The sequence below is a fragment of the Campylobacter concisus genome (assembly GCF_902460845.1).
Taxonomy (GTDB): domain Bacteria; phylum Campylobacterota; class Campylobacteria; order Campylobacterales; family Campylobacteraceae; genus Campylobacter_A; species Campylobacter_A concisus_X.
Genome location: NZ_CABPVS010000003.1, coordinates 237022 through 258299 on the forward strand (window position 1 = coordinate 237022; position 21278 = coordinate 258299).

Below are 21278 nucleotides of genomic sequence, written 5' to 3' on the forward strand. Positions count from 1 at the left end.
TTTAGGATTTAAATTTGAGTTATCAAGATATTTTAATGTTAAAGGAAAAATTATGGAACATAACGATACACAAAAAACAATAAATGAAATAAATTCCACAAATAGTAATGTAACCGAAAATAGTATGAGTAATAATAATGAAAAAGAATTACTACAAAAGTTTTTAAAAAATCTTTTAAGACTACATCCATTAATACTATCTAATATTAGTTTGATTGGCATGATCTATTATTTTGCATATTTTGGGTTTGAATTAAGATATTTTCCTGATTTGGGTGGATCTGATGTGGCATACGTTGGTGTATCATTCTTTTTTATAACAGCTTTCATTTCACTTTCTATTATTTTACCTTGCTTGGTTTATCCTGGTTACTATAAAAACTATAGGGGATGGTCACTTTTTGTTACAATTTCTCTGCTTCCTTTTATGACAATAGTTTGTATGGCGGCATTACAGAGTATCAACTTGAGTAAAATGTCGCTTATAGTATCATTTTTTATTTCTTTGGCCTACTTATCTATTATGATTTGTATCGATAAGAAAACACGGGCTCTCTCTTTGTGCTGTTTTATTATGGTAACAATTGCAGTCGTTATATTATTTTCGACGATTATGTATTTTTTTGGAATTTTTAATTCTAAAGTAGAATTCTTGCGTACAATGATTGGGTTTTTTATTATACCACCCCTCTATTTTAAAGGTTTGGAATATTTCTGTAAAAAAAAAGATTATATAGCCCCTATAATGGCCATATCAATTATGATAATAGTATTTTTATCTTGGTGTTTTTTAGGTTCAATCGCGAATAGGCTTGGGATGACAAATGTAGAATATAAATATTTATCTATTGAAAAAAGTGCATTAGGGGCTTTGCCAAAAGGAATTTGCGAAAAAATAGAAAAAGATTCAATAAAAACTTATTATGATGCAAACGATATAAGTAATGTTGTAATGCTTTATAACATCAAAGCATTATCAACTCTTGGTAAATTTTATTATTTAGAAGCAATAGGTTGTGAAAATAATGAGAAAATAAGATTTGAGCTTGACTCGAGCAAAATCATCTCAAGGGCCAAGAAGTAAGATATTAAATTTATCACTTAAGGTGATTATTAAAAACTAAGCCAAATACTAAAAATGGTGTGTTTTTATAAGCAAAAGCCTTAAGTGAGTTTCATCTTTTACTAAATTTTTATACCTATGCAAGGCTAAATTTATTAAAAGTTAGCTATCCTAACACATAAATTTAAAACCAAACTTATTTAAGGCGATTAGTTATGATCTTTAAAAATATTGTCGAGAATTTTGCCGTAAATTACGCTCATAATTCTATTCAAAGATCACTATACAACGAATTTAATATAGACATTTTAACCACAACCTATACCAAAACTCCCAAAAAAGACAAAAAGTATATGCTCTACGCGCATGTACCATTTTGTCACACATTCTGTCCATATTGCTCGTTTCATAAGTATCATTATGAGCAAGAGCTTGCAAAAGTTTACTTTGAAAATTTACGTGAAGAGATGAGGCAGGTTAAAGAGGCTGGATTTGACTTTGATTCACTTTATGTTGGCGGTGGCACGACGCTTATAAATGAACCTGAGCTTGAGAAAACGCTTAAGCTTGCAAAAGAGCTTTTTAGTATAGATGAAATTTCAGCGGAAAGCGATCCAAATCACATCTCACCCGAAAGTTTAGCCAGATTTGATGGATTAATTGATCGCTTAAGCGTTGGCGTACAAAGCTTTGATGATGAAACGTTAAAAAGAGTTGGCAGATACGAAAAATTTGGCTCAGCCAAGGAGATAAAAAGAAAACTTGAGCTCGCTCTTGGAAAGATCCCAGTCATTAGCCTGGATCTCATCTTTAACCTGCCAAATCAAACAAAAGAGCAGCTCATAAACGACATAAATACCGCAAAATCGATCTCTCCGCAGCAGATCACCTTCTATCCACTTATGAAATCAGAGCTAACAAGAGAGAATATAGCTCGCTCGCTCGGCGTTTCAAACATAGATAATGAGCGTGAATTTTATGAGATAATCACTGAAGAATTTAGCAAAAGTAACTACAAACAAAGCAATGCTTGGGCATTTTCAAATGAAAAAAGTGCTGACCTTCGTGACGAATATGTTGGCTCAAATTTAGAGTATCTTGGCGTTGGTAGCGGAGCATTTAGCTTTCTTAATGGCGAGCTTGTAATAAATGCGTTTAATCTACTTGAATACGGTAAAAGGATAAAAAATAGGCAAAGCCCAGTAATTGCTAAATGTGGTTTTAGCAAGAAAGAGAGACTTAAATACACATTTTTAACAAGGCTTTTTGATGGCGGAGTTGATATTAAAAGATATAACGATGAAAATAGCACAAACATTAACAAAGCCTTATTTATGGAGCTTAGCTTGCTTAAGCTTGTAAATGCGGTATATGAAGAAAATGGCATTATCAAGCCGACATTTTTTGGCAAATATATCTGCATCGTGCTTATGCGTGATTTTTACGCTGGTATGGACAAAGTGCGTGCTATATTTAAAGACGACGCTAAGATAAAACGAAGTAAGGTGCTTCGTATAATGAGCGAAAATACTGAACAAAAGTATGAGCCAAATATCATTCAGCCACGAGCTGCGATGTAATGCTTGCAAATTTAATTAAAAAAAACATCTACCAAATTTCTAAAATAGTGTTATTAACACTTGTATTTAGCGGGCTTGGTGTCTGGACCCTTTCATTTATAAATAATGAGCTTGTAAGCTTAAAGGAATTTGATCCGATTCTTGCAATTAAATTTATAGCAGTCTTACTTTTATTTTTTATAAGCGCCATCGCCGCAAATATATCGCTTACAAATTTTGGACATAAATTTATCTACGAGCTAAGATATCAAAGTGTAAAGCAAATTTTAGATACGCCAAATAGCGTGATAAACGAGATCGGCAAGGCAAAGATCATAGCTAGTCTAAACAATGACATAAAAACGATCACATTTGCCTTTATGAGCGCTACTGGCTTTATACAAAGCCTAGTTTTTATCGTCTGCGCTAGCATCTACCTTTGTGTAATCGCTCCAAAAATTTTTATCTTTTTGTCCATTTGGATCGGTGCGACTCTTTTTATAAATACGCTTTTTATGAAAAAAATTCATCTTTATTTTAAGCATTCTAGAGTTCAAGATGATGCATTGCAAAAGCACTACGACGATATCGTAGAGGGACATAGAGAGCTTAGTTTAAATAGAGCAAGGGCAAGTGTCTGCTTTGATGAGTTAAATTTTACAGGCGATAAAAAACGCCAAAATATGGTAAAGGCCGATATTTATCACGCATTAAGTGATAATTTTACAAACATTATGCTGCTTGGCTCAGTTGGACTTTGTGTATTTTTGTGCGTAGCATTTGACTGGGCGAGCCTGCAAACGGCACTAAGCATTAGCCTAACGATACTATTTTTAAGAGGCTCCTTTATGAGTATGGTTGGCTCCATACCAGCTGCACTTAGTGCTAAAGTGAGCTTAGAAAAGATCATGAGCTTAAATTTAAATAAATTTCAGGAAGGCTTTAAATTTGACGATAGCCTAAGTGACGAGTGGCGAAGCATTAGGCTAAAGGATATAAATTTCAACTACACTCACGGCAAATTTAGCCTAAAAGATGTAAATTTAGAGATCAAACGCGGTGAGATAACGTTTATCATCGGTAAAAATGGCAGTGGCAAAAGCACTCTTATAAATTTACTTTGCGGGCTAATACGCCCAAGTAGTGGCGAGATTTACCTTGATAGCACAAAAATAGATGAAAGAAATTTACAAAGTTATCAGGCAAAGATTAGCGCTATTTTTGCTGATTTTTATCTATTTTCGCAAACGCTTTCTCATAATGGCTTTGCTAGCCAAAGTGAAATAGACGAGCTTTTAGTCTTACTTGAGATCGATAAAAAAGTAAGTATCATAGATAATAAGCTTAGTACCACGCAACTCTCAACCGGTCAGCGAAAGCGTCTAAGCCTACTAATAGCCATATTAGAGCACCGCTCTATCCTTATCCTAGATGAATGGGCAGCCGATCAAGATCCGCTCTTTAAACGAAAATTTTACAAAGAAATTTTGCCGTTTTTACAAAGTAAGGGCATCAGCATAATCGCTGTTAGCCACGATGATAGCTACTTTGATGTAGCAACTAGGATCATCTTGGTAAAAGATGGCTTTGTGCGTGAGCTTGATGAGAGCGAGCGAATAAGTGCTGCAAAAGATGCAGTTGAGAAGATAAAATAGGAGTAATTTTTACACAAAAGCACAATACTCACCCTGCTCTTAAGCCGTTTCAAGCTCAAATAAATTTAAATTTAGTAGAATCTTAAAAATTAAAAAAGGCAAAGTATGCCACATTCAGAGCTTGAAAGCACCTATTTTGGTGCATTTATCATACTTTTACTAGCGACTTGTTCATTTTGTTTAATAACATTCTTATCTTCAAAAATAAGTAAAAAATTAGCCAACCGCAATACCCAGCGTCTAAAACTTGGCTTTTATGAGTGTGGTCCAACCACCGTAAAACAGCCAAATAAGATAAATATCCACTACTTTTTTTATGGAATTTTATTTATTTTGTTTGATGTTGAGGTCATTTTTATGTATCCGTGGGCGGTGGATTTTAGGCTACTTGGAATTTTTGGACTAATCGAAATGTTGCTTTTTGTGGCGATTTTACTTATCGGCTTTGCTTATGCTTGGCAAAAAGGAGTCTTTAAATGGCAAAGCATCAGATAAACTACGCTGCAAATGGCGGCTTGCCAGTAGTTTTAACAACCGTTGATAAGCTAGTTCAGTGGGGCAGGAGCAACTCGCTTTGGGCACTTAGCTACGGGCTTGCTTGCTGTGCGATAGAGATGATGGCAAGTGGCGCTAGTAGGTATGACTTTGATAGATTTGGCACTATATTTCGCGCCAGTCCAAGACACTCAGAGGTGATGATCATAGCTGGTACGCTAACTAAAAAACACGCTGAGTTTACAAGGCGTCTTTATGATCAGATGCCTGAGCCAAAATGGGTCATCTCGATGGGTAGCTGCGCAAACACTGGCGGCATGTTTAACACCTATTCAACCGTTCAAGGTATCGATAGAATAATACCAGTTGATATCTATATCCCAGGCTGTGCCCCGCGTCCAGAGACGCTTCAATACGCACTTATGATGCTTCAAAAAAAGATAAGAAAACAAAGTGCATTTAGGGCGCAAAAGCCAAGAAAGCTCGAGATATGAGAGAGTATAAGCTAAAGAATGATCTGCAAAAAAAGCAGTATTACAAAGAGAAATTTTACATAGAAAAGCAGACGCCAAAAGATGAGGCAAGAGGTTCTAAATTTGATGAGGAACTAGCCATCTTAGAGCAAAACGGAGTAGAAATTTTATCTAACTATGTGGAGTTTGATCAGCTTATACTTTATATAAATTCTAGTGAAAATTTTAAAGCGCTTGAGAGACTAAAAAGCTTTGGCTACGAGCAACTTAGCGAGCTTGCAGCACTTGATTTTACAAGTCAAAAAGGTGGATATGAGGTTTTTTATCAGCTTCTTAGCGTTAGTAAAAATAGACGCACTCGTGTAAAATGCTTTGTAAAAAAGGATGAAATGCTAAAAAGCGTTTGCGAGCTTTATAAAAGCGCAAACTGGGCTGAGCGCGAGATGTATGATCTAAGCGGCGTTTTGATAAAAGATCATCCAAATTTAAAGCGCCTCATCATGCCTGATGACTGGCACTCACACCCACTCTTAAAGAGCTATCCGCTAGTGGGCGACGAGGCTGCTAAATGGTACGAGGTGGATAAAATTTTTGGCGCTGAGTTTAGAGAGCAGATCGGCGAAGAGAACCGCAACCCAGCATTCGTTGACGAGAAAGACACCTTTGGATTTTCAAGGGTGTTTAGCGAAGAGTACGAGTATCAAGAAGAAGGTGGCGTAAAATTTGTCAAAAAGGCTAAATTTAACGAGAGCCAGATAGTAAAGGAAAGACCTTGAGCCAGTCACCAAACCGCTTAAAACCATTTTTTGAAAATTTAGAATTTGAGCAAAATGACGGCAAGATGATACTAAATTTTGGCCCTCAGCACCCAAGCGCTCATGGTCAGCTAAAGCTCGTGCTTGAGCTTGATGGCGAAAAGGTCGTGCGTGCCATGCCAGAGGTTGGCTTCATGCACCGAGGCGTTGAAAAGATGGCTGAAAATATGACTTATCAGGAATTTATCCCAGTGACTGATAGGGTTGACTACATCGCATCGAGTGCGAATAACTACGCGTTTTGCGCGGCCGTGGAGAAGCTTTGCGCTATCGAAGTGCCTCGCCGTGCACAGATCATTAGAGTGATGCTTTTAGAGCTAAACCGCATCAGCTCGCACCTTTTATTTTTAGCCACGCATGCCCTTGATGTGGGGGCAATGAGCGTCTTTTTGTACGCATTTAGAGAGCGCGAATACGTCCTTGATCTCATAGAAAAATACTGCGGCGCAAGGCTAACTCATAGCTCAATAAGGATCGGTGGCGTGCCGCTTGATCTGCCTGATGGCTGGTGCGAGGAGCTGCTTAAATTTTGTGAAAAATTTCCAAGCGACATCATGCTTTATGAAGATCTGCTAAGTGAAAATAGAATTTGGCAAGCAAGACTTGTTGGTGTAGGCGTAATTAGCAAAGAACTAGCCCTTAGTAGCGGCTGCTCTGGCGTCATGCTAAGAGCAAGTGGTGTGGCGCGCGATATAAGAAAAGAAGAGCCTTATCTCATCTATGACGAGCTAGACTTTGACGTGCCTTATGCGACACACGGCGACTGCTACGCAAGGTATCTGCTTTACATGAAAGAGATGCGTGAGTGTGTGAAAATTTTAAAGCAGTGTGTTAGCAAGTATCAGACAAGCAGCCCCGCTATCATCGCCGACGCGCCAGATTACGTGAGCGCTTCAAAAGAGCAGATAATGAGCCAAAACTACTCACTAATGCAGCATTTTGTGCTGATAACTCAGGGGCTAAAGCCTCCAAAAGGTGAAATTTACTTCGCTAGTGAGTCACCAAAGGGAGAGCTTGGAATTTATATAAACTCAGATGGCAGCGCAAGCCCATATCGCCTAAAAATTCGCACACCAAGCTTTTGGCACTGTGCTATTTATGAAGATTTATTGGTTGGCCAGTACGTTGCTGATGTCGCTACGATAGTTGGTAGCACAAATATCATCTTAGGTGAGGTCGATAGATGAGAAGGGTCGATCTTAGGCACTTAAAGAGTGAGTTTTTGAGCGCTCTTGGACAGCAGATAAAGGCTAGCGAGGCTGGCGAAGTGATTATATTTTTATTTGAGATAGGCGATTTTAGTGGTGTGACAAAGGCTGTAAATTTAGCCTATAATCTAAACTGCGAAGTGATGAACTCGCTTAAATTTAACCAAGTTGATTGGGTATTAACCATAAAAAAGGGCAAGATATGAAATTTAATGATTTAATAGCAGGTAAAAGCTTAAGCATTGCAAATTTACTAAGCTTGAGCGATAAAAATTTAGCAAAAAAGATAAAAGAGCATGAGTTTAAATACATCTCTTGCATCGAAGATAGCGAGCTTGGCGGCGAAAATTTAATCCGCTGCGAAATAGGCTCAATAAGCTACGTCTTAGCTCTTCTTTGCAAATACGCAAATTTATCTTGCGATGAGTTTTTTAGCGAGCTTGATGATGGGCTGATAAGTGGCGAGTGCAATGTTGGTGAAGAGGAATTTGAAGAGCTAGGCGAGTGGATAAAGGACGTTAAAAACATCGTTATTGATGATTCATTTTTTACTCATCCAGATAAAGATGCGATCTTTTGGCTACTTGAAATTTTAGGCAAAAATGTCGTTTTGGCTGGTGGTTGCAGGAAAGAATTTAACGATTATCACAAAATAGACGAGCTAAAAGAGCTTGAAAATTTTGACGGAGCGGTCGTTTATCTAAACAAAAACGCAAGCGATGAGATCGTGGGCGGCGTGCAGTTTGGCATCGTAGCAAAGGCAAAAGATGGTGATATTTTACAAATAAAAGCAAAAGACTTTAGCGTGGAGGCTAAATTTAGTCTGGATCCATCGCTAAAAGGCACGGTTGCCCTGCTTGGCGCAAAAGAATTTGATGGATACGCATTTAAGCAAGTAGTAGTTAGTAAATGAAAATAAGCATAAATGATCAAATTTTAGAAGCAGATGAAGGCGAGAGCATCTTAAATATCGCAAGAGCAAATGGAATTTATATCCCAGCTCTTTGCTATCTTAGCGGCTGCTCACCAACTCTTGCTTGTAGGCTCTGCATGGTCGAGGCAAACGGCAAAGTAGTTTATAGCTGTAATGCCAAAGCAAAAGAGGATATGCAAATTTATACAAACACGTCAGAAATCGCTACCGAGCGAAATGCGATCATGCAGACTTATTGCGTAAATCATCCGATTCAATGTGGCGTTTGTGACAAAAGCGGCGAATGTGAACTACAAAATTTAACCACACATCTAAAGGTAAATGAACAAAAATTTGCCATCGCTGACACGCACAAACCACATAAAAAATGGGGGCTAATCAACTACGATCCAGCTCTTTGCATAGTCTGCGAAAGATGTGTCACTGTTTGTAAGGACAGGATCGGTGAGAGTGCACTAAAGACCGTACCAAGGGGCGTTGAGGTGCCAAAAGAGCTAAAAGAGAGTATGCCAAAAGATGCCTACGCAGTTTTTAGTAAGATGCAAAAAAGCTTAATAGGTCCAAGCGTGGGCGAGAGTCTTGACTGCTCATTTTGTGGCGAGTGTATCAGCGTTTGCCCTGTTGGCGCACTTGTTAGCTCAAATTTCCAGTATAGCTCAAACATCTGGGAGCTAAACCCTATCCCAGCAGCAAATCCACATCAAAGCGATTGCGAGCTAATTTACTATGACGTAAAAGAAAAGAGCACTAGCGATAGAAGTAAGCAAATTTACCGTGTTAGCAATGATTTTACATTTGGCGAAATAAGTGGAGCAGCTAGGTTTGGCTATGACTTTCACAACGAGCTTGCCTGTAAAAATGAAGAGAAATTTGAAGAAATTGTTTTAAATATTAAAAATGGCGCGATCAAAAATATAAAATTTAATAGCTTCATCACAAACGAAGAGGCCCTTATTTTAGAGCGTTTAAGAGAGAGATTTGATCTAAATTTAATAAACAACGAAGCGCTAAATTATCAAAAATTTTTAAATAAATTTAGCGAATTTAGCGGGCTTAGCTCATATAACGCAGACTATGAAGATATTAAAAATAGCGATTTTATCATCACTGCTGGCAGTTTCTTAAGACACGAAAGCCCAGTGACAAGCTTTAAGTTAAATAATGCTTTAAAAATGAATAAAGCAGCTGGAATTTACTTTCATCACATAACCGATGAGGTCGTTAAAAAATATTCTAAAAATTTTATCTATGTAGCGCATGAAGCTGGAAAATTAGAGCAAATTTTACTTTTTATACTTAAAAACTGGGGTAAAAATTTACCTAGCGCACTTACATCAAAACTTGAAAATTTTGATGAAAATTTTGACATAGATGTACCAGCTTTAAGCGAGGGCAAAAGCAAATTTATGCTCATTTTAGGAAGCGATTTTTACACAGATGAAAATGCAAATTTACTAGCAGCTCTTACTGGAGTGATCACAAGGGCTACGCCGTTTCGTGTGATGCTAATACCACCACGCACAAACTCACTTGGCGTTGCTAAAATTTGCACTCTTGCAAGCGAGAAAAAGCCTGGCAAGACGCTTGGCTATAACGAAAATGGTGATTATAAATTTAGCATTTTTGAAGGTGACATCGATGCTAGCGCGCTAAATCAGCAAGAAGGAACATTTACAAGCATAAATAACGCCCTAGTGCCAACAAATGTGACGATACCGCACAAAGGTTATTTTCTAAACGATATCGCAAACGCGCTTGGACTAATGGCTAAAAATACGATTGATTACACGCCAAATTTACCAAAAAAAAAGGGTTACAAAGGCATTAAATTTGATGATTTAGAAAATTTTTACGCAAACGACGGCACAAGCCACAGAGGCTATAAACTAGAAATTTCAAATTTCACACCAAATGATGATATAGAGCCGCTTTTAAAAGATACCAAGAGCATAAATTTAAAAGATGACGAGGCACTTATAAGTCTTGCAAATCCTATAAATTTGCCATCATTTTTTGCAAACTATGCCACACAAACAGCCAAAAGAGCGAAGCTTTATGTAAGTAGCGAATTTATGGCTAAATTTGAAATTTCACAAAATGAAGCAATTATTTTAGAAAAAGATGGGCATAAGCTTGCCATTTGCGTGGAGCTTGATAGCGAGCTTGGCGGAGCTGGTGCGTATTTAGGCGATTATGACGACAAACTTGATGTGGGCGTTATATTTAATGGTAAAAGCTACGCCGCAGTTAAAATTATAAAGGCAAAAGATGAGTGAAACACTATTTTTTGTGCTAAGCACTATCATTAAAGCCGTGGTCATCTTAGCCGTCATGGCAAGCCTTGCAGGACTGGCAACTTACGCTGAGAGAAAGGTATTAGCCTACATGCAGCGCCGCGTTGGGCCTGATATGGTGGGACCAGCTGGAATTTTACAGATAGTAGCTGACATGATAAAACTCTTTACAAAAGAGGACATAGTACCAGCAAATACGAATAAATTTATCTTTTTAATAGCTCCACTAATATCAGCCATTGCCGCATTTGCAGCGCTTGCACCTGTTCCATTTTTGCCTGAGTTTGAAATTTTTGGACATACATTACGTCCGATTCTCTCAGATATAAATGTTGGTATTTTATACATAGCTGGCGTTGCTTCAGTTTGCGTTTTCTCTCCACTTGCAGCAGGTCTTGCAAGCTATAATAAATTTGCATTAATTAGTGCAGCTCGCGCAGTAGTCTCACTTCTTAGTTTTGAAATAGTCGCTGGCATGGCTCTTTTAAGCGTCGTAATGGTAACTAGCTCACTCTCACTTGTGGATATAAACAACTATCAAAAAGGAATTTTTGGCTGGCTTATATTTAAGCAGCCCCTTGCCTTTTTGCTCTTTTTAATAGCAAGCTTCGTGGAGTGCAATAGAACGCCATTTTGCTTAACAGAAAACGAAACAGAGATAGTAGCAGGCTATGGCACCGAGTATAGCGGCATGAGATGGGCGATGTTTTTCATCGGCGAGTACACAAATATGATCGCTGCTAGCATCATCATTACGATTTTATTTTTAGGTGGATTTAACGAATTTTTATTTATCCCAGGTGCTTTGATGATCATCTTAAAATCAAGCGTTGTCTTTTTCTTTTTTCTTTGGGTAAGGGCTTCATGGGCACATTTAAGAGTTGATCAGTTAAGTGCATTTTGCTGGAAAATTTTGCTTCCACTTGGAATTTTAAATATCGTAATCACTGGCTTTATGCTACTAATCTAAGGCGAAAAATGAGTGAGAAAAAATATATTTTAATAGATGAAAAGTTAAAGCCAAAGAGCACGTTTGATAAATTTAAGCACTTCATCGCTATCACATTTAAGCCTGATCTTTTAATCGGACTAAAAGTTACGATAAAGCAGATGCTCTTTAGCAAGTCACATACTTTAAAATATCCTATGCAAAAGATGCAGCTAAATGCTAGATATAGGGGCATTCACAAGCTTTTGAAATTTGTTGAAAGTGAAAATGAACGTTGCATTGGATGCGGGCTATGTGAGAAAATTTGCGTTAGCAACTGTATTTCGATGAAGACTTCTCTTGGCGATGATGGCCGTAAAAAGGTCGCAAGCTACTCAATAAATTTAAGTAGATGCGTGTATTGTGGATTTTGCGCTGATGTTTGTCCTGAGCTTGCGATAGTCTGCGGGCAAGAGTACGAAGTCGCAAGTGAGAGCAGGATTATATTTGGCACAAAAGATGAGTTTTTGACAAAGGATAAATTTTTAAAAGATCAAAGCGAGTTTGAAGGATACGGAGCACTTCCTAAAAATGCTGATAGCTTAATCAAAAAGACGCCAAATGCATTTATAAACGAAAATGAAAATGAGACAAAAAGTGATGAGTAGTATAAATTTTAAAAGGGCAAAAGATGTATGAGAGCTTTGCATTTTATCTTTTTAGCGCCTTGGTTTTAGTTAGCTTTTCTTTTAGCGTATTTTGCAAAAACGCACTAAATGCAGTCTCAGCTTTGGCTGCTGGCATGGTCTTTATCTCGGCTATATTTTTCTTACTTGGAGCGGAATTTCTAGGCGTAGTGCAGATCATCGTATACACAGGCGCTGTGGTCGTTTTATATGCATTTGCAATGATGTTTTTTGACACCAGCAAGGAGTGCGAGCCAAAAAGCGGCAAAAAAGCAAAGATCACCATCTATCTTTTAAGTAGCTTTATAGCGCTTCTTTTGATATTTATATTTTTAGCTCCTATTTATGGTGCAAAATTTGATGGATTAAGTCCCATTGCTAGCGAGCTTGGCAATATCGAGGCTATTGGAATTTTGCTTTTTAGCAAGTATTTGATCGCTTTTGAGATGTGTGCTGTAATGCTTCTTGTGGCAATGGTTGCTGGCATTATCTTGATACATAAAGACCTAAATACTCAAAATACGCTAGAGGAGATGCTATGATAGGACTTACTCACTACCTCATCCTTGCAAGTCTAGTCTTTGTCATAGGGCTAGTTGGCATAATGAGAAGAAGAAATTTGATCATGCTATTTTTCTCAAGTGAAATTTTACTAAACTCGGCAAATATCGCACTCGCAGCTATCTCAAAATACCACTTTGATCTAACTGGACAAATAGTTGCATTTTTTATAGTGGCTATCGCAGCTAGTGAAGTTGCTGTGGGGCTTGGCCTACTGGTGCTTTGGTACAAAAAGACTGGTAGTATCAGCCTAGATTCGATGACAAATATGAAAGGCTAAGAGATGACTTTATTTTGTATTTCACTATTTTTTCCACTTCTTAGCTTTATCGTTTCTGGACTTTTTTCACATAGTAGTAAAAATTTTTTACTTGGTATCTTTTGCTCACTTCTCATGATAATTAGCACAACTGCCTCACTCATGCTAACAGCTAGCCTTGGCATAGATGAACCACTAAATTTATTACTAAAAGAATTTATAAATTTTGGCAGTCTGGATTTAAATTTTGGCTTCTATCTTGACGCCATTAGCCTTGTTATGCTTAGCACCGTTGGCGTGGTCGCAAGCATCGTGCATATCTACTCGGTTGGCTATATGAAAGACGATGCAAGCTTTAATCGCTTTTTTAGCTACTTGGGACTCTTTGTCTTTTGCATGAATGTCCTTGTCTCAAGCGATAACTTTATAGGGCTATTTATTGGCTGGGAGGGCGTTGGACTTTGCTCGTGGCTACTCATTGGCTTTTGGTATAAAAGGCCTAGTGCAAATGTCGCTGCAAACGAAGCTTTTATTATGAATAGAGTCGCTGATCTAGCCATGCTTGTTGGCATTTTTTATATATTTTATAGCTTTGGCTCACTTAAATTTAGCGAGGTTTTTAACGCCAGAAGCGACTTTTCTGGGCTAAATTTAGGCATCATCGCCACACTTCTTTTCATAGGTGCCATGGGCAAAAGTGCGCAGTTTCCGTTTCACACTTGGCTTGCAAATGCCATGGAGGGGCCAACTCCAGTTTCTGCACTCATTCATGCTGCGACCATGGTAACGGCTGGCGTTTATCTAGTCATACGAGCAAATTTTATCTTTATAAATGCACCTGAAGTTTCGCACTTTATCGCTTACCTTGGCACATTTGTAGCGATATTTGCAGCTAGCATTGCGCTAGTGCATAACGACCTTAAAAAGATCATCGCCTACTCGACGCTTTCGCAGCTTGGCTATATGTTTGTAGCTGCTGGACTTGGCGCTTATAAGATCGCACTTTTTCACCTTGTCACACATGCATTTTTCAAATCACTTCTATTTTTATGCGCTGGCAACGTCATGCACGCGATGAATGACGAACTAAATATCAAAAAAATGGGTGGGCTTTATAAATTTATGAAGCCAACTGCACTATTTTCTATCATCGCAAGCTGCGCACTAGCTGGCTTTTATCCATTTGCTGGTTTTTTCTCTAAAGATAAAATTTTAGAGGTTGCTTTTAGTGAGAATAAATTTTTATGGATCATTTTACTCTTTGGTGCTGTGCTTACAGCATTTTATAGTTTTAGGCTCGTTATGCTAGTCTTTTTTACAAAGCCAAAGAGCGAAAAACACGTGCATGAAGCTAAAAACTATATGCTAGCTGGTATGGGCGTACTTGGAATTCTCTCAGTCATAAGTGGCTTTTTTTGGAGCAACTTTAGTGAGTTTTTAGAAAAAAACTTAAAAGATTTTTCACTAAATTTATCTCACGGTAGCGAAATTTTCTTGCTCGTTTTAACACTTAGTCTAGTGCTAGCAAGCGCTGGCTTTGCAGTATTTGCCTATAAAAAAGAAATTTTTAAAGAGAGTGTTTGTGAGAGCAGAGCTTATAAAATTTTACAAAATGCCTACTTTATCCCAAAATTTTACGAGAAATTTTTCATAAATGGCTATACGTTAGTTTCACAAATTTGCAAGAAATTTGACGAGATGATAGTTGATAGAAGTGTCGATCTAGTCGCAATGGCGCTAAATAAATTTGCAAATTTAACAAACAAAATGCAAAGTGGCGACTTAAGCATCATGCTTAGGTTTATGGTCGCAGGTCTTGCCTTGCTTTTAAGCTTTATATTTTTATTAAACGGAGCCAAATAATGCTAAGTGTAATCATATTTTTCCCTGCAATAAGCGCAATACTTGGCTTTTTGATAGAAAATAAAAGCATCAAATTTTATGGAGCAAGCATCGCGCTGATCGAGCTTTTGCTTGCCATTTTTATCTGCGTCAATGTCGATTTTCAGGGTTATGACTTTGTTTTAACGCATCAAGTCTCGCTCATACCAAGCCTAAATATCAGCTACTTTGTCGGCATCGACACCATTTCACTTGTGCTTATAGTCCTTAGCGCATTTATGAGCTTCATCTCTATCGCCGCACTTAGCGATGATGGAAATTTAAAGCACCTTGTTATTAGCGTGCTATTTTTAGAGAGCACGATGATGGGCGTCTTTAGCGCGCTTGATATGATCTTATTTTACAGCTTTTGGGAGCTTAGCCTCATACCGCTTCTTTACATCATCGGCGCATTTGGCAGTAAAAATAGAATTTACGCGGCGATCAAATTTTTCATCTACACATTTTTAGGCTCTGTCTTTATGCTAGTAGCGATCATTTTTATCGGCTATCTGTGCTATCAAAAAAGCGGCGTCTTTAGCTTTAATCTGCTTGATTGGTACAAGCTTGGCATCGGAGAAAATGCTCAAATTTGGCTATTTTTAGCATTTTTCTTTGCTTTTGGCGTCAAAACTCCGCTATTTCCGTTTCACACGTGGCTACCTTATGCACACGGACAGGCTCCGACTATCGGCTCAGTGCTGCTTGCTAGCGTGCTTTTAAAGATGGGTACTTACGGCTTTGTGAGATTTTCACTTCCACTTTTTCCAGATGCGAGCCTAATTTTAAGCGGCTTTGTCTGCGTCATAGCCATCATCATGATCATCTATGCAGCCCTTGTTGCCTACGCACAAAGCGATATGAAGCAAGTGATCGCTTATAGCTCTATTTCGCACATGGGCGTCATCATGCTTGGCATCTTTTCACTAAATTTAATAGGCCTTGGCGGCTCGATATTTTTGATGATAAGCCACGGCATCGTAAGTGGCGCGCTATTTTTGTTAGTTGGCGTCATCTACGAGAGGGCTCACACAAAAGAAATTTGCGAATTTGGTGGCCTTGCTAAGGTTATGCCAAAGTATGCGCTTATATTTTTTATAGCAACTCTTGCAAGCATTGGTTTGCCATTAACGATTGGCTTTGTAGGCGAGTTTTTGAGCCTGCTTGGCGTCTTTAAGCTAAACAAGCTCTTTGCGCTACTTGGTGGCTTTAGCATCATCGTGGGCGCTGTTTATATGCTGGTGCTTTATAAAAGGGTCTTTTTTGGCGAGTGCAAAGAGAAAAATTTAAGCCTTAAGGATCTAAATTTCAAAGAGTTAGCCGCTCTTGTGCCACTTTGTTTGCTCATAATCGCCCTTGGTATCGCCCCAAATTTAATCCTAAAACCGCTTGAACCAAGCGTGCAAAATATCATAAGCAAAATGCAAACTAGAGCCATAAATAGCGACACAAAGGATAAAATTTTATCTTTAAATGGCGGGAGCAAACTATGAACGAAATAGCCTTTTTAGACCTTAAAGAAATTTCTTTATCTTCGGTTGCTCCGATGCTTAGTATGATAATCTTTGCGCTTTTTATCTTAATCGTTGGCACCATAAAAAAAGACCTTTCAAGAAATTTCTACTGCGTATTTTGTATCATCGCAATATTTGTAAATTTGGGTCTAATACTTGATTTTAACGGACTTAGCCTTAGCTTTTGGGATATGCTTTTGGTTGATGGCGTTTCGGTCATCTCTCAAGTCATCATCCTAATCGCCTCAGCCCTTTTTATCCCGCTCGCACTTAGCACAAAAGAGTATTTTGAGTACAAAATTTACGAGTATTATGCTCTATTTTTGTTTATGATCGCTGGATTTTTATTTATGGTGAGCTCAAACAACCTACTCATCATCTTTTTAGGTCTTGAGATCAGCTCGCTTTGCCTCTACACCCTAATCGCCCTTCACAACAAGGCAAAAAGCGTCGAGGCTGCTATCAAATACTTCGCGATGGGTTCGCTCTCAGCTGGCTTTTTTGCGATGGCGATAGCGATGTTTTATCTAGCAACAAACTCAATAGACATCACTCGCATAGGCGTTGTCATAAAAGATCTTAGCCTAAATCAAAATTTAATAATCCTTCTTGGCTGCGTTTTCATCGCTTCAGCCATTGGCTTTAAGCTCTCGCTCATACCATTTCACACATGGATACCAGACGTTTATGAGGGCTCAAATGCCCCGCTAGCTGGCTATATGTCGATCGTGCCAAAGGTTGCTGGATTTATCGTCGCATTAAGAATTTTTGCGATGCTTGAGGGCTCTGGAATTTCATGGATAAAAGATATGCTCTACATCATCGCCGTGCTTACGATGAGCCTTGCAAACATCATGGCGCTAGTGCAAAAAGACGTCAAAAGGATGCTCGCTTTTAGCTCGATAGCTCACGCTGGTGTCGTGCTTTGCGCGCTTGTGGCAAATTCTCACGAGGCAAATGTCGCCTTGTTTTTCTACTGGATTATGTTTTTGTTTGCAAATTTGGGCGCATTTTCTATGCTCTGGGTGGCAAGGTGCGACGATGTGGTCTGCTGGGACAAGCGTTTTAAGCACCCATTTGAGAAATTTTCAGGGCTTATAAAAATTTTACCAAGCTACGCAGTTATAATGGGAATTTTTATGATCGCCCTTGCTGGCATACCGCCTTTTAGCGTATTTTGGGGCAAGATGGTGCTTATCTCATCGCTCATAAAGTCTGATTACGTCGTTCTTAGCGTTATAATTATGATAAATTCTACCATTGCGATTTATTACTATTTAAAGCTAATCGTCTTTATGTTTTTAAAAGAGCCGATCGTAAAAGATAAAAATCTCTACACCGCAAATATCTCTATGGCGCTAAAAGTAATTGTTGGCATTGCGGTAGCTGGAACGGCCTTTTCGTTTTTATTTTCTGGGGCGATTTTGGAATTTATTGAGCATTTTGTCTTTGCTTCAGGATTTTAGAAAATTTAACTATAATTGCGGCATGAAAAAGCTCTTAATTATTTTATTTTTTCCGCTTTATCTAACTGCTTTTAATCTTAGCCTAAACAGCGGCGCAAATGGTGATAAACCTTATAGCGTTCTTCAGCTAAGCGATGAGCAAGAATTTGAATGCGTTGAGCAAATTTTAGCTTACGATACCAAACGCTATGTCTGTATGCTTGATGATGGAATTTTGCCCAAAATTGAAGATACGACACTGCCATTAATGGATATAAAATATAAAAAGCAAGATGGCAAGCTTTTTGTCGTCATAATGCCAAAAGCACCGTCAAAACTACTAAATATAAAAACTGAGCTTTATAGTAGCCAAAACGTACAAGATAGCCCAAAAACAACCATTTCAAAACACTTTAGCATAATTATAGATACTTCGCTCAGTGAAAATAATAAGAGAAAGTCCGGGCTAAATTTTAAACCTGATTTTAAAGATATGCTAAATCCTAGTATCGGAGCGCTTGATCTTAATAAAGCTCCTATTGCTGAGCTTGATAGTAATGACATTGATATCTACATAAGCATAAAAAGAGCTTATGAAAAGGGCGCTTATGAAAATGTAGTAAAAGATACTCAAACAGCGATAAAAAGGCACCCAAATAGCCTTTTTTCAAGTGAATTTTTACTATTTCGCCTAAGGGCTCTTGATAAAATTTTTGAGACAAAAAATGAGTTTGAAGAGATTGAGCCAAAAGATATCGTAAGTGAAGGTAGGGCTTGGATTAGAAAATTTCCATCTGATGAAAACTATCCAGAGGTGCTCTATCTAATCGCTAGAGCCTACCTAAAAGATAGTATCGCAAGTGATGCAAAATATATGCTTGATATCTTAAACGAAGAGCACGCAAACTCAAAATTTACAAAACTTGCAGCGCTTGATTATGCTGATTATCTCTACAAGATAGGCAGACAAAAGGAGGCGCTAAAAGACTATGAAAAAGTGCTTTACTCCACGAACGACATCGACCTTGCAAGTAGAGCAGCACTAAGCCTAGCTGATGCAAATATTGATAAAGAAAAATTTGATGAAGCAAAGAAATTTATACTAAAAATCGCAAATGCGAATGAAAAATTTTTTATGAACAACCCAACAAAGTCGATGAATCTTGCAACTACATTTGCAAGTAAAGATATGCCTGATGTGGCTGCTAAAATTTATGAAATCTTGATAAATAATAGCGATAGAACGAAAGATTTTTATGAAGTTGCTTTAAAAAATTTAGCACTAAATCTAGCCAAAACAAAAGATGAGAAAAAAGCATACGAATACTTAAATAGATATGAGACAGAGTTTAAATATGGTGATTATATCGATGAGGTGACTAAAGCAAAAGATGGGTTATTCTTTGAAGAGGAGGATAAAAATGCTACTGCACTTCATGCAAGATATAAAGAGCTAATTGAAAAATATGCTGGAACAAATATTAGCCAAAAGGCTCTAATAAGCGAGCTTGAGCTGGATATTAAAGAGCGCAAATTCTCCGATGCACTATCTTACAAAACCATGGCAAAAGATGGAAATTTAAGTAAGGCAATGGAGCTGATAAATGAGGCTGCGCTAGAGCTTACAAAAGAGTATTTTATAAAAGATGATTGCACGGCTGTTATAAATTTGCTTGAAAACTACGATATAAATAAAATCTCATTACCACAGTTTAAACTTTTTAACTGCTACTTTAGAACAGCTCGCTACAACGATGCACTTGAGTTAGCAAAAGCTCATGCAAAAGATGAAAATTTAGAAGACAGAGTTGAGTGGCTGGTAAATTTGAGCAAAATTTTATATAAAAACAAAGACTATGAGCATGCGATCATTGCTGCAAATGATGCGCTTTCACTTGGCTCATCAGTCGAATACTCAGATCCAACACCATCTCTTTTTGATAGGTTTTACTCATTGCTTGCATTAAAACGCTTTACGGAGGCGATCTCAACCATTAGCGCTATTGAGCAGCTAAGAGGCCAAGACTTTAAGATTATCGAAGCATATACAGCTATAAGCGACTATGCGATGAAAAGTAATGACTACGCCATCGCTACAACATATGCCAAAAAAGCTCTTGAGCTACAAACAAAAGCCAAGATAAATACATTTTCACCAAAGATAAATTTTAACTACTCAGAAGCTTCACTAAAGACAGATAACCTAGGTGAGGCACTTGATGAGGCGAAATTTATACTAAACATGAAGCTTGAACCAGAAGACCGCTTACATGCTTTAAATTTGATAAGTGAAATTTATATAAGACAAAAGCAGTTTAAGTTGGCTAGGCCTTATTTAAATGAGTGCTCTGACTCAAATTTTATAAGCCCGTATAAAGATGCTTGCAAAGCTAAGCTTGATATGATAGGTAAAAACTAAATGCAAAGAGATAGCTTGTTTGCTAAGTTTTATATTTAAGCTTAAAGTTTAGCCTTTATTTTTGCTATTTAAGTTGAACTTTTTACGTATTTAATTATTTTTTTACATTGCTACCAAATGCTCTTTATATTATAAAAAGAGCTATATTTTATCATAAGCCTTAATGTGTTTTTAATGCATGAGACCTGGTATAATCTTAAAATTTTAAGCATCTTTCTTTATTAACAAATGTAGGCTGTTTTACGTTTTATAAGCTTAAAAATTAAAAATGCTTAATAAGTTTTTTGCCCAATAGATCAAAGCAAAAAACAACTTGTAACGCTTTTAATTATATTGATATGATGTGTTTTATTGTATTTATAGAAATTTTTAGCTTATTGTAAATTAACTTCTAAAAATTTATCATATACTACACGCTAATTAAACAACATTATAAAAATTAATTTTTACGTTTTTAGTAGCAATTTACTAAGCAAATAAGTATACATTTTTAATAAATTTTCTATAAAAATTTCTGTGTAACAAATTAAAAAGAAAAAGAATTAGAAAAATGGTGACCCATACGAGACTCGAACTCGTGTTACCAACGTGAGAGGCTGGTGTCCTAACCGCTAGACGAATGGGCCAGAATGGATGGTGCCCCGTGTAGGTCTCGAACCTACGACCCCATCATTAAGAGTGATATGCTCTACCAACTGAGCTAACGAGGCAAGATTAAATAGTAATAATAAATCTTAAAGTGTTATCTTAGAACTTATAATCTTAAAATTTAATTTGACACTCAATAATGGGTGCTTTATTAGACACGACCTTAACCTAAGGTTTAATGGATGGCGCAGCGGACGGGGCTCGAACCCGCGACCTCCGCCGTGACAGGGCGGCATTCTAACCAACTGAACTACCGCTGCACCTAAAATGGTGGTCGCTATAAGACTCGAACTTATGACATCCACCTTGTAAGGGTGGCGCTCTACCAACTGAGCTAAGCGACCTAAAATTTAAAAAATATCTGGCGACCCTTAGAGGATTTGAACCTCTGTTTCTACACAGAGAAAGTAGAGTCCTGAGCCACTAGACGAAAGGGTCATA

The 21278-nt window shown here is 37.6% G+C and carries 18 protein-coding genes and 5 tRNA genes; 18 read left to right on the plus strand and 5 right to left on the minus strand.

Translation table 11 applies throughout. The annotated features are described in order from the left end of the window. Positions 1 to 52 precede the first annotated feature (52 nt). The 18 genes from F3H00_RS04270 (at position 53) to F3H00_RS04355 (ending at position 20189) form a co-directional block, all read left to right on the plus strand. Positions 53 to 1084, plus strand: a complete 1032-nt coding sequence (locus F3H00_RS04270; protein WP_148799961.1) for a hypothetical protein — start codon at positions 53 to 55, stop codon at positions 1082 to 1084. Positions 1085 to 1278: 194 nt separating this feature from the next. Further along, entirely contained in the window at positions 1279 to 2643 is a 1365-nt protein-coding gene (locus F3H00_RS04275; RefSeq protein WP_148799959.1) for a coproporphyrinogen III oxidase family protein, read from the plus strand. Next, complete coding sequence (locus F3H00_RS04280; protein ID WP_148799957.1) at positions 2643 to 4277, plus strand: cyclic peptide export ABC transporter; 1635 nt, start codon at positions 2643 to 2645, stop codon at positions 4275 to 4277. The genes F3H00_RS04275 and F3H00_RS04280 overlap by 1 nt, the downstream gene beginning before the upstream one ends. Positions 4278 to 4382: 105 nt before the next feature. After that, the gene (locus F3H00_RS04285) at positions 4383 to 4772 is read left to right on the plus strand and encodes an NAD(P)H-quinone oxidoreductase subunit 3 (protein WP_149703723.1); all 390 of its coding nucleotides are present in this window, start codon (positions 4383 to 4385) and stop codon (positions 4770 to 4772) included. Then, the gene (locus tag F3H00_RS04290) at positions 4754 to 5266 is read left to right on the plus strand and encodes a NuoB/complex I 20 kDa subunit family protein (protein WP_148799955.1); all 513 of its coding nucleotides are present in this window, start codon (positions 4754 to 4756) and stop codon (positions 5264 to 5266) included. Before F3H00_RS04285 ends, F3H00_RS04290 begins: the two co-directional genes overlap by 19 nt. After that, complete coding sequence (locus tag F3H00_RS04295) at positions 5263 to 6021, plus strand: NADH-quinone oxidoreductase subunit C (RefSeq protein ID WP_148799953.1); 759 nt, start codon at positions 5263 to 5265, stop codon at positions 6019 to 6021. The genes F3H00_RS04290 and F3H00_RS04295 overlap by 4 nt, the downstream gene beginning before the upstream one ends. After that, positions 6018 to 7247: an NADH dehydrogenase (quinone) subunit D gene (nuoD, locus tag F3H00_RS04300; protein ID WP_148799951.1), complete on the plus strand. Its 1230-nt coding sequence runs from the start codon at positions 6018 to 6020 to the stop codon at positions 7245 to 7247. Before F3H00_RS04295 ends, nuoD begins: the two co-directional genes overlap by 4 nt. Next, a complete protein-coding gene (locus tag F3H00_RS04305) occupies positions 7244 to 7474 on the plus strand; it encodes an NADH-ubiquinone oxidoreductase subunit E family protein (protein WP_072593998.1) in 231 nt (76 codons plus the stop codon). The genes nuoD and F3H00_RS04305 overlap by 4 nt, the downstream gene beginning before the upstream one ends. After that, entirely contained in the window at positions 7471 to 8181 is a 711-nt protein-coding gene (locus tag F3H00_RS04310; protein ID WP_148799949.1) for a hypothetical protein, read from the plus strand. Before F3H00_RS04305 ends, F3H00_RS04310 begins: the two co-directional genes overlap by 4 nt. Beyond that, positions 8178 to 10478 (plus strand): NADH-quinone oxidoreductase subunit G, encoded by a 2301-nt coding sequence (locus tag F3H00_RS04315; RefSeq protein WP_149703724.1) that lies wholly within the window; start codon positions 8178 to 8180, stop codon positions 10476 to 10478. The genes F3H00_RS04310 and F3H00_RS04315 overlap by 4 nt, the downstream gene beginning before the upstream one ends. After that, positions 10471 to 11466, plus strand: coding sequence for an NADH-quinone oxidoreductase subunit NuoH (gene nuoH / locus F3H00_RS04320; protein ID WP_103603971.1), 996 nt, complete (start codon positions 10471 to 10473; stop codon positions 11464 to 11466). The genes F3H00_RS04315 and nuoH overlap by 8 nt, the downstream gene beginning before the upstream one ends. Before the next feature lie 8 nt (positions 11467 to 11474). Then, a complete protein-coding gene (nuoI, locus tag F3H00_RS04325; RefSeq protein WP_148799944.1) occupies positions 11475 to 12092 on the plus strand; it encodes an NADH-quinone oxidoreductase subunit NuoI in 618 nt (205 codons plus the stop codon). 23 nt (positions 12093 to 12115) lie between these two features. Continuing rightward, positions 12116 to 12652 (plus strand): NADH-quinone oxidoreductase subunit J, encoded by a 537-nt coding sequence (locus F3H00_RS04330; RefSeq protein ID WP_148799942.1) that lies wholly within the window; start codon positions 12116 to 12118, stop codon positions 12650 to 12652. After that, complete coding sequence (gene nuoK / locus F3H00_RS04335) at positions 12649 to 12951, plus strand: NADH-quinone oxidoreductase subunit NuoK (RefSeq protein WP_084041822.1); 303 nt, start codon at positions 12649 to 12651, stop codon at positions 12949 to 12951. Before F3H00_RS04330 ends, nuoK begins: the two co-directional genes overlap by 4 nt. Positions 12952 to 12954: 3 nt before the next feature. Continuing rightward, the gene (gene nuoL, locus F3H00_RS04340) at positions 12955 to 14793 is read left to right on the plus strand and encodes an NADH-quinone oxidoreductase subunit L (protein WP_148799940.1); all 1839 of its coding nucleotides are present in this window, start codon (positions 12955 to 12957) and stop codon (positions 14791 to 14793) included. Next, the gene (locus tag F3H00_RS04345) at positions 14793 to 16304 is read left to right on the plus strand and encodes an NADH-quinone oxidoreductase subunit M (protein ID WP_148799938.1); all 1512 of its coding nucleotides are present in this window, start codon (positions 14793 to 14795) and stop codon (positions 16302 to 16304) included. The genes nuoL and F3H00_RS04345 overlap by 1 nt, the downstream gene beginning before the upstream one ends. Continuing rightward, the gene (gene nuoN, locus F3H00_RS04350) at positions 16301 to 17791 is read left to right on the plus strand and encodes an NADH-quinone oxidoreductase subunit NuoN (RefSeq protein ID WP_148799936.1); all 1491 of its coding nucleotides are present in this window, start codon (positions 16301 to 16303) and stop codon (positions 17789 to 17791) included. The genes F3H00_RS04345 and nuoN overlap by 4 nt, the downstream gene beginning before the upstream one ends. A 22-nt stretch (positions 17792 to 17813) precedes the next feature. Then, on the plus strand, positions 17814 to 20189 hold the full coding sequence (locus F3H00_RS04355) for a tetratricopeptide repeat protein (protein WP_148799934.1): 2376 nt from the start codon (positions 17814 to 17816) through the stop codon (positions 20187 to 20189). A gap of 551 nt (positions 20190 to 20740) precedes the next feature. Here F3H00_RS04355 and F3H00_RS04360 read toward each other — a convergent pair. From F3H00_RS04360 to F3H00_RS04380, 5 genes are all read right to left on the minus strand, one after another. Beyond that, positions 20741 to 20815 (minus strand) — tRNA-Glu (locus F3H00_RS04360). Between the two features lie 8 nt (positions 20816 to 20823). Further along, positions 20824 to 20899 (minus strand) — tRNA-Lys (locus F3H00_RS04365). A 121-nt stretch (positions 20900 to 21020) separates the two neighbouring features. Next, positions 21021 to 21097: transfer RNA gene (locus tag F3H00_RS04370), tRNA-Asp, on the minus strand. An 8-nt stretch (positions 21098 to 21105) separates the two neighbouring features. Then, positions 21106 to 21181: transfer RNA gene (locus tag F3H00_RS04375), tRNA-Val, on the minus strand. 18 nt (positions 21182 to 21199) lie between these two features. Further along, positions 21200 to 21275, minus strand: a tRNA-Glu gene (locus F3H00_RS04380). Positions 21276 to 21278 lie beyond the last annotated feature (3 nt).

Coding starts and splice junctions, on each gene's coding strand:
- F3H00_RS04270 (WP_148799961.1), top strand. CDS start 53: ATGGAACATAACGATACACAAAAAACAATAAATGAAATAAATTCCACA.
- F3H00_RS04275 (WP_148799959.1), top strand. CDS start 1,279: ATGATCTTTAAAAATATTGTCGAGAATTTTGCCGTAAATTACGCTCAT.
- F3H00_RS04280 (WP_148799957.1), top strand. CDS start 2,643: ATGCTTGCAAATTTAATTAAAAAAAACATCTACCAAATTTCTAAAATA.
- F3H00_RS04285 (WP_149703723.1), top strand. CDS start 4,383: ATGCCACATTCAGAGCTTGAAAGCACCTATTTTGGTGCATTTATCATA.
- F3H00_RS04290 (WP_148799955.1), top strand. CDS start 4,754: ATGGCAAAGCATCAGATAAACTACGCTGCAAATGGCGGCTTGCCAGTA.
- F3H00_RS04295 (WP_148799953.1), top strand. CDS start 5,263: ATGAGAGAGTATAAGCTAAAGAATGATCTGCAAAAAAAGCAGTATTAC.
- F3H00_RS04305 (WP_072593998.1), top strand. CDS start 7,244: ATGAGAAGGGTCGATCTTAGGCACTTAAAGAGTGAGTTTTTGAGCGCT.
- F3H00_RS04310 (WP_148799949.1), top strand. CDS start 7,471: ATGAAATTTAATGATTTAATAGCAGGTAAAAGCTTAAGCATTGCAAAT.
- F3H00_RS04315 (WP_149703724.1), top strand. CDS start 8,178: ATGAAAATAAGCATAAATGATCAAATTTTAGAAGCAGATGAAGGCGAG.
- nuoH (WP_103603971.1), top strand. CDS start 10,471: ATGAGTGAAACACTATTTTTTGTGCTAAGCACTATCATTAAAGCCGTG.
- nuoI (WP_148799944.1), top strand. CDS start 11,475: ATGAGTGAGAAAAAATATATTTTAATAGATGAAAAGTTAAAGCCAAAG.
- F3H00_RS04330 (WP_148799942.1), top strand. CDS start 12,116: ATGTATGAGAGCTTTGCATTTTATCTTTTTAGCGCCTTGGTTTTAGTT.
- nuoK (WP_084041822.1), top strand. CDS start 12,649: ATGATAGGACTTACTCACTACCTCATCCTTGCAAGTCTAGTCTTTGTC.
- nuoL (WP_148799940.1), top strand. CDS start 12,955: ATGACTTTATTTTGTATTTCACTATTTTTTCCACTTCTTAGCTTTATC.
- F3H00_RS04345 (WP_148799938.1), top strand. CDS start 14,793: ATGCTAAGTGTAATCATATTTTTCCCTGCAATAAGCGCAATACTTGGC.
- nuoN (WP_148799936.1), top strand. CDS start 16,301: ATGAACGAAATAGCCTTTTTAGACCTTAAAGAAATTTCTTTATCTTCG.
- F3H00_RS04355 (WP_148799934.1), top strand. CDS start 17,814: ATGAAAAAGCTCTTAATTATTTTATTTTTTCCGCTTTATCTAACTGCT.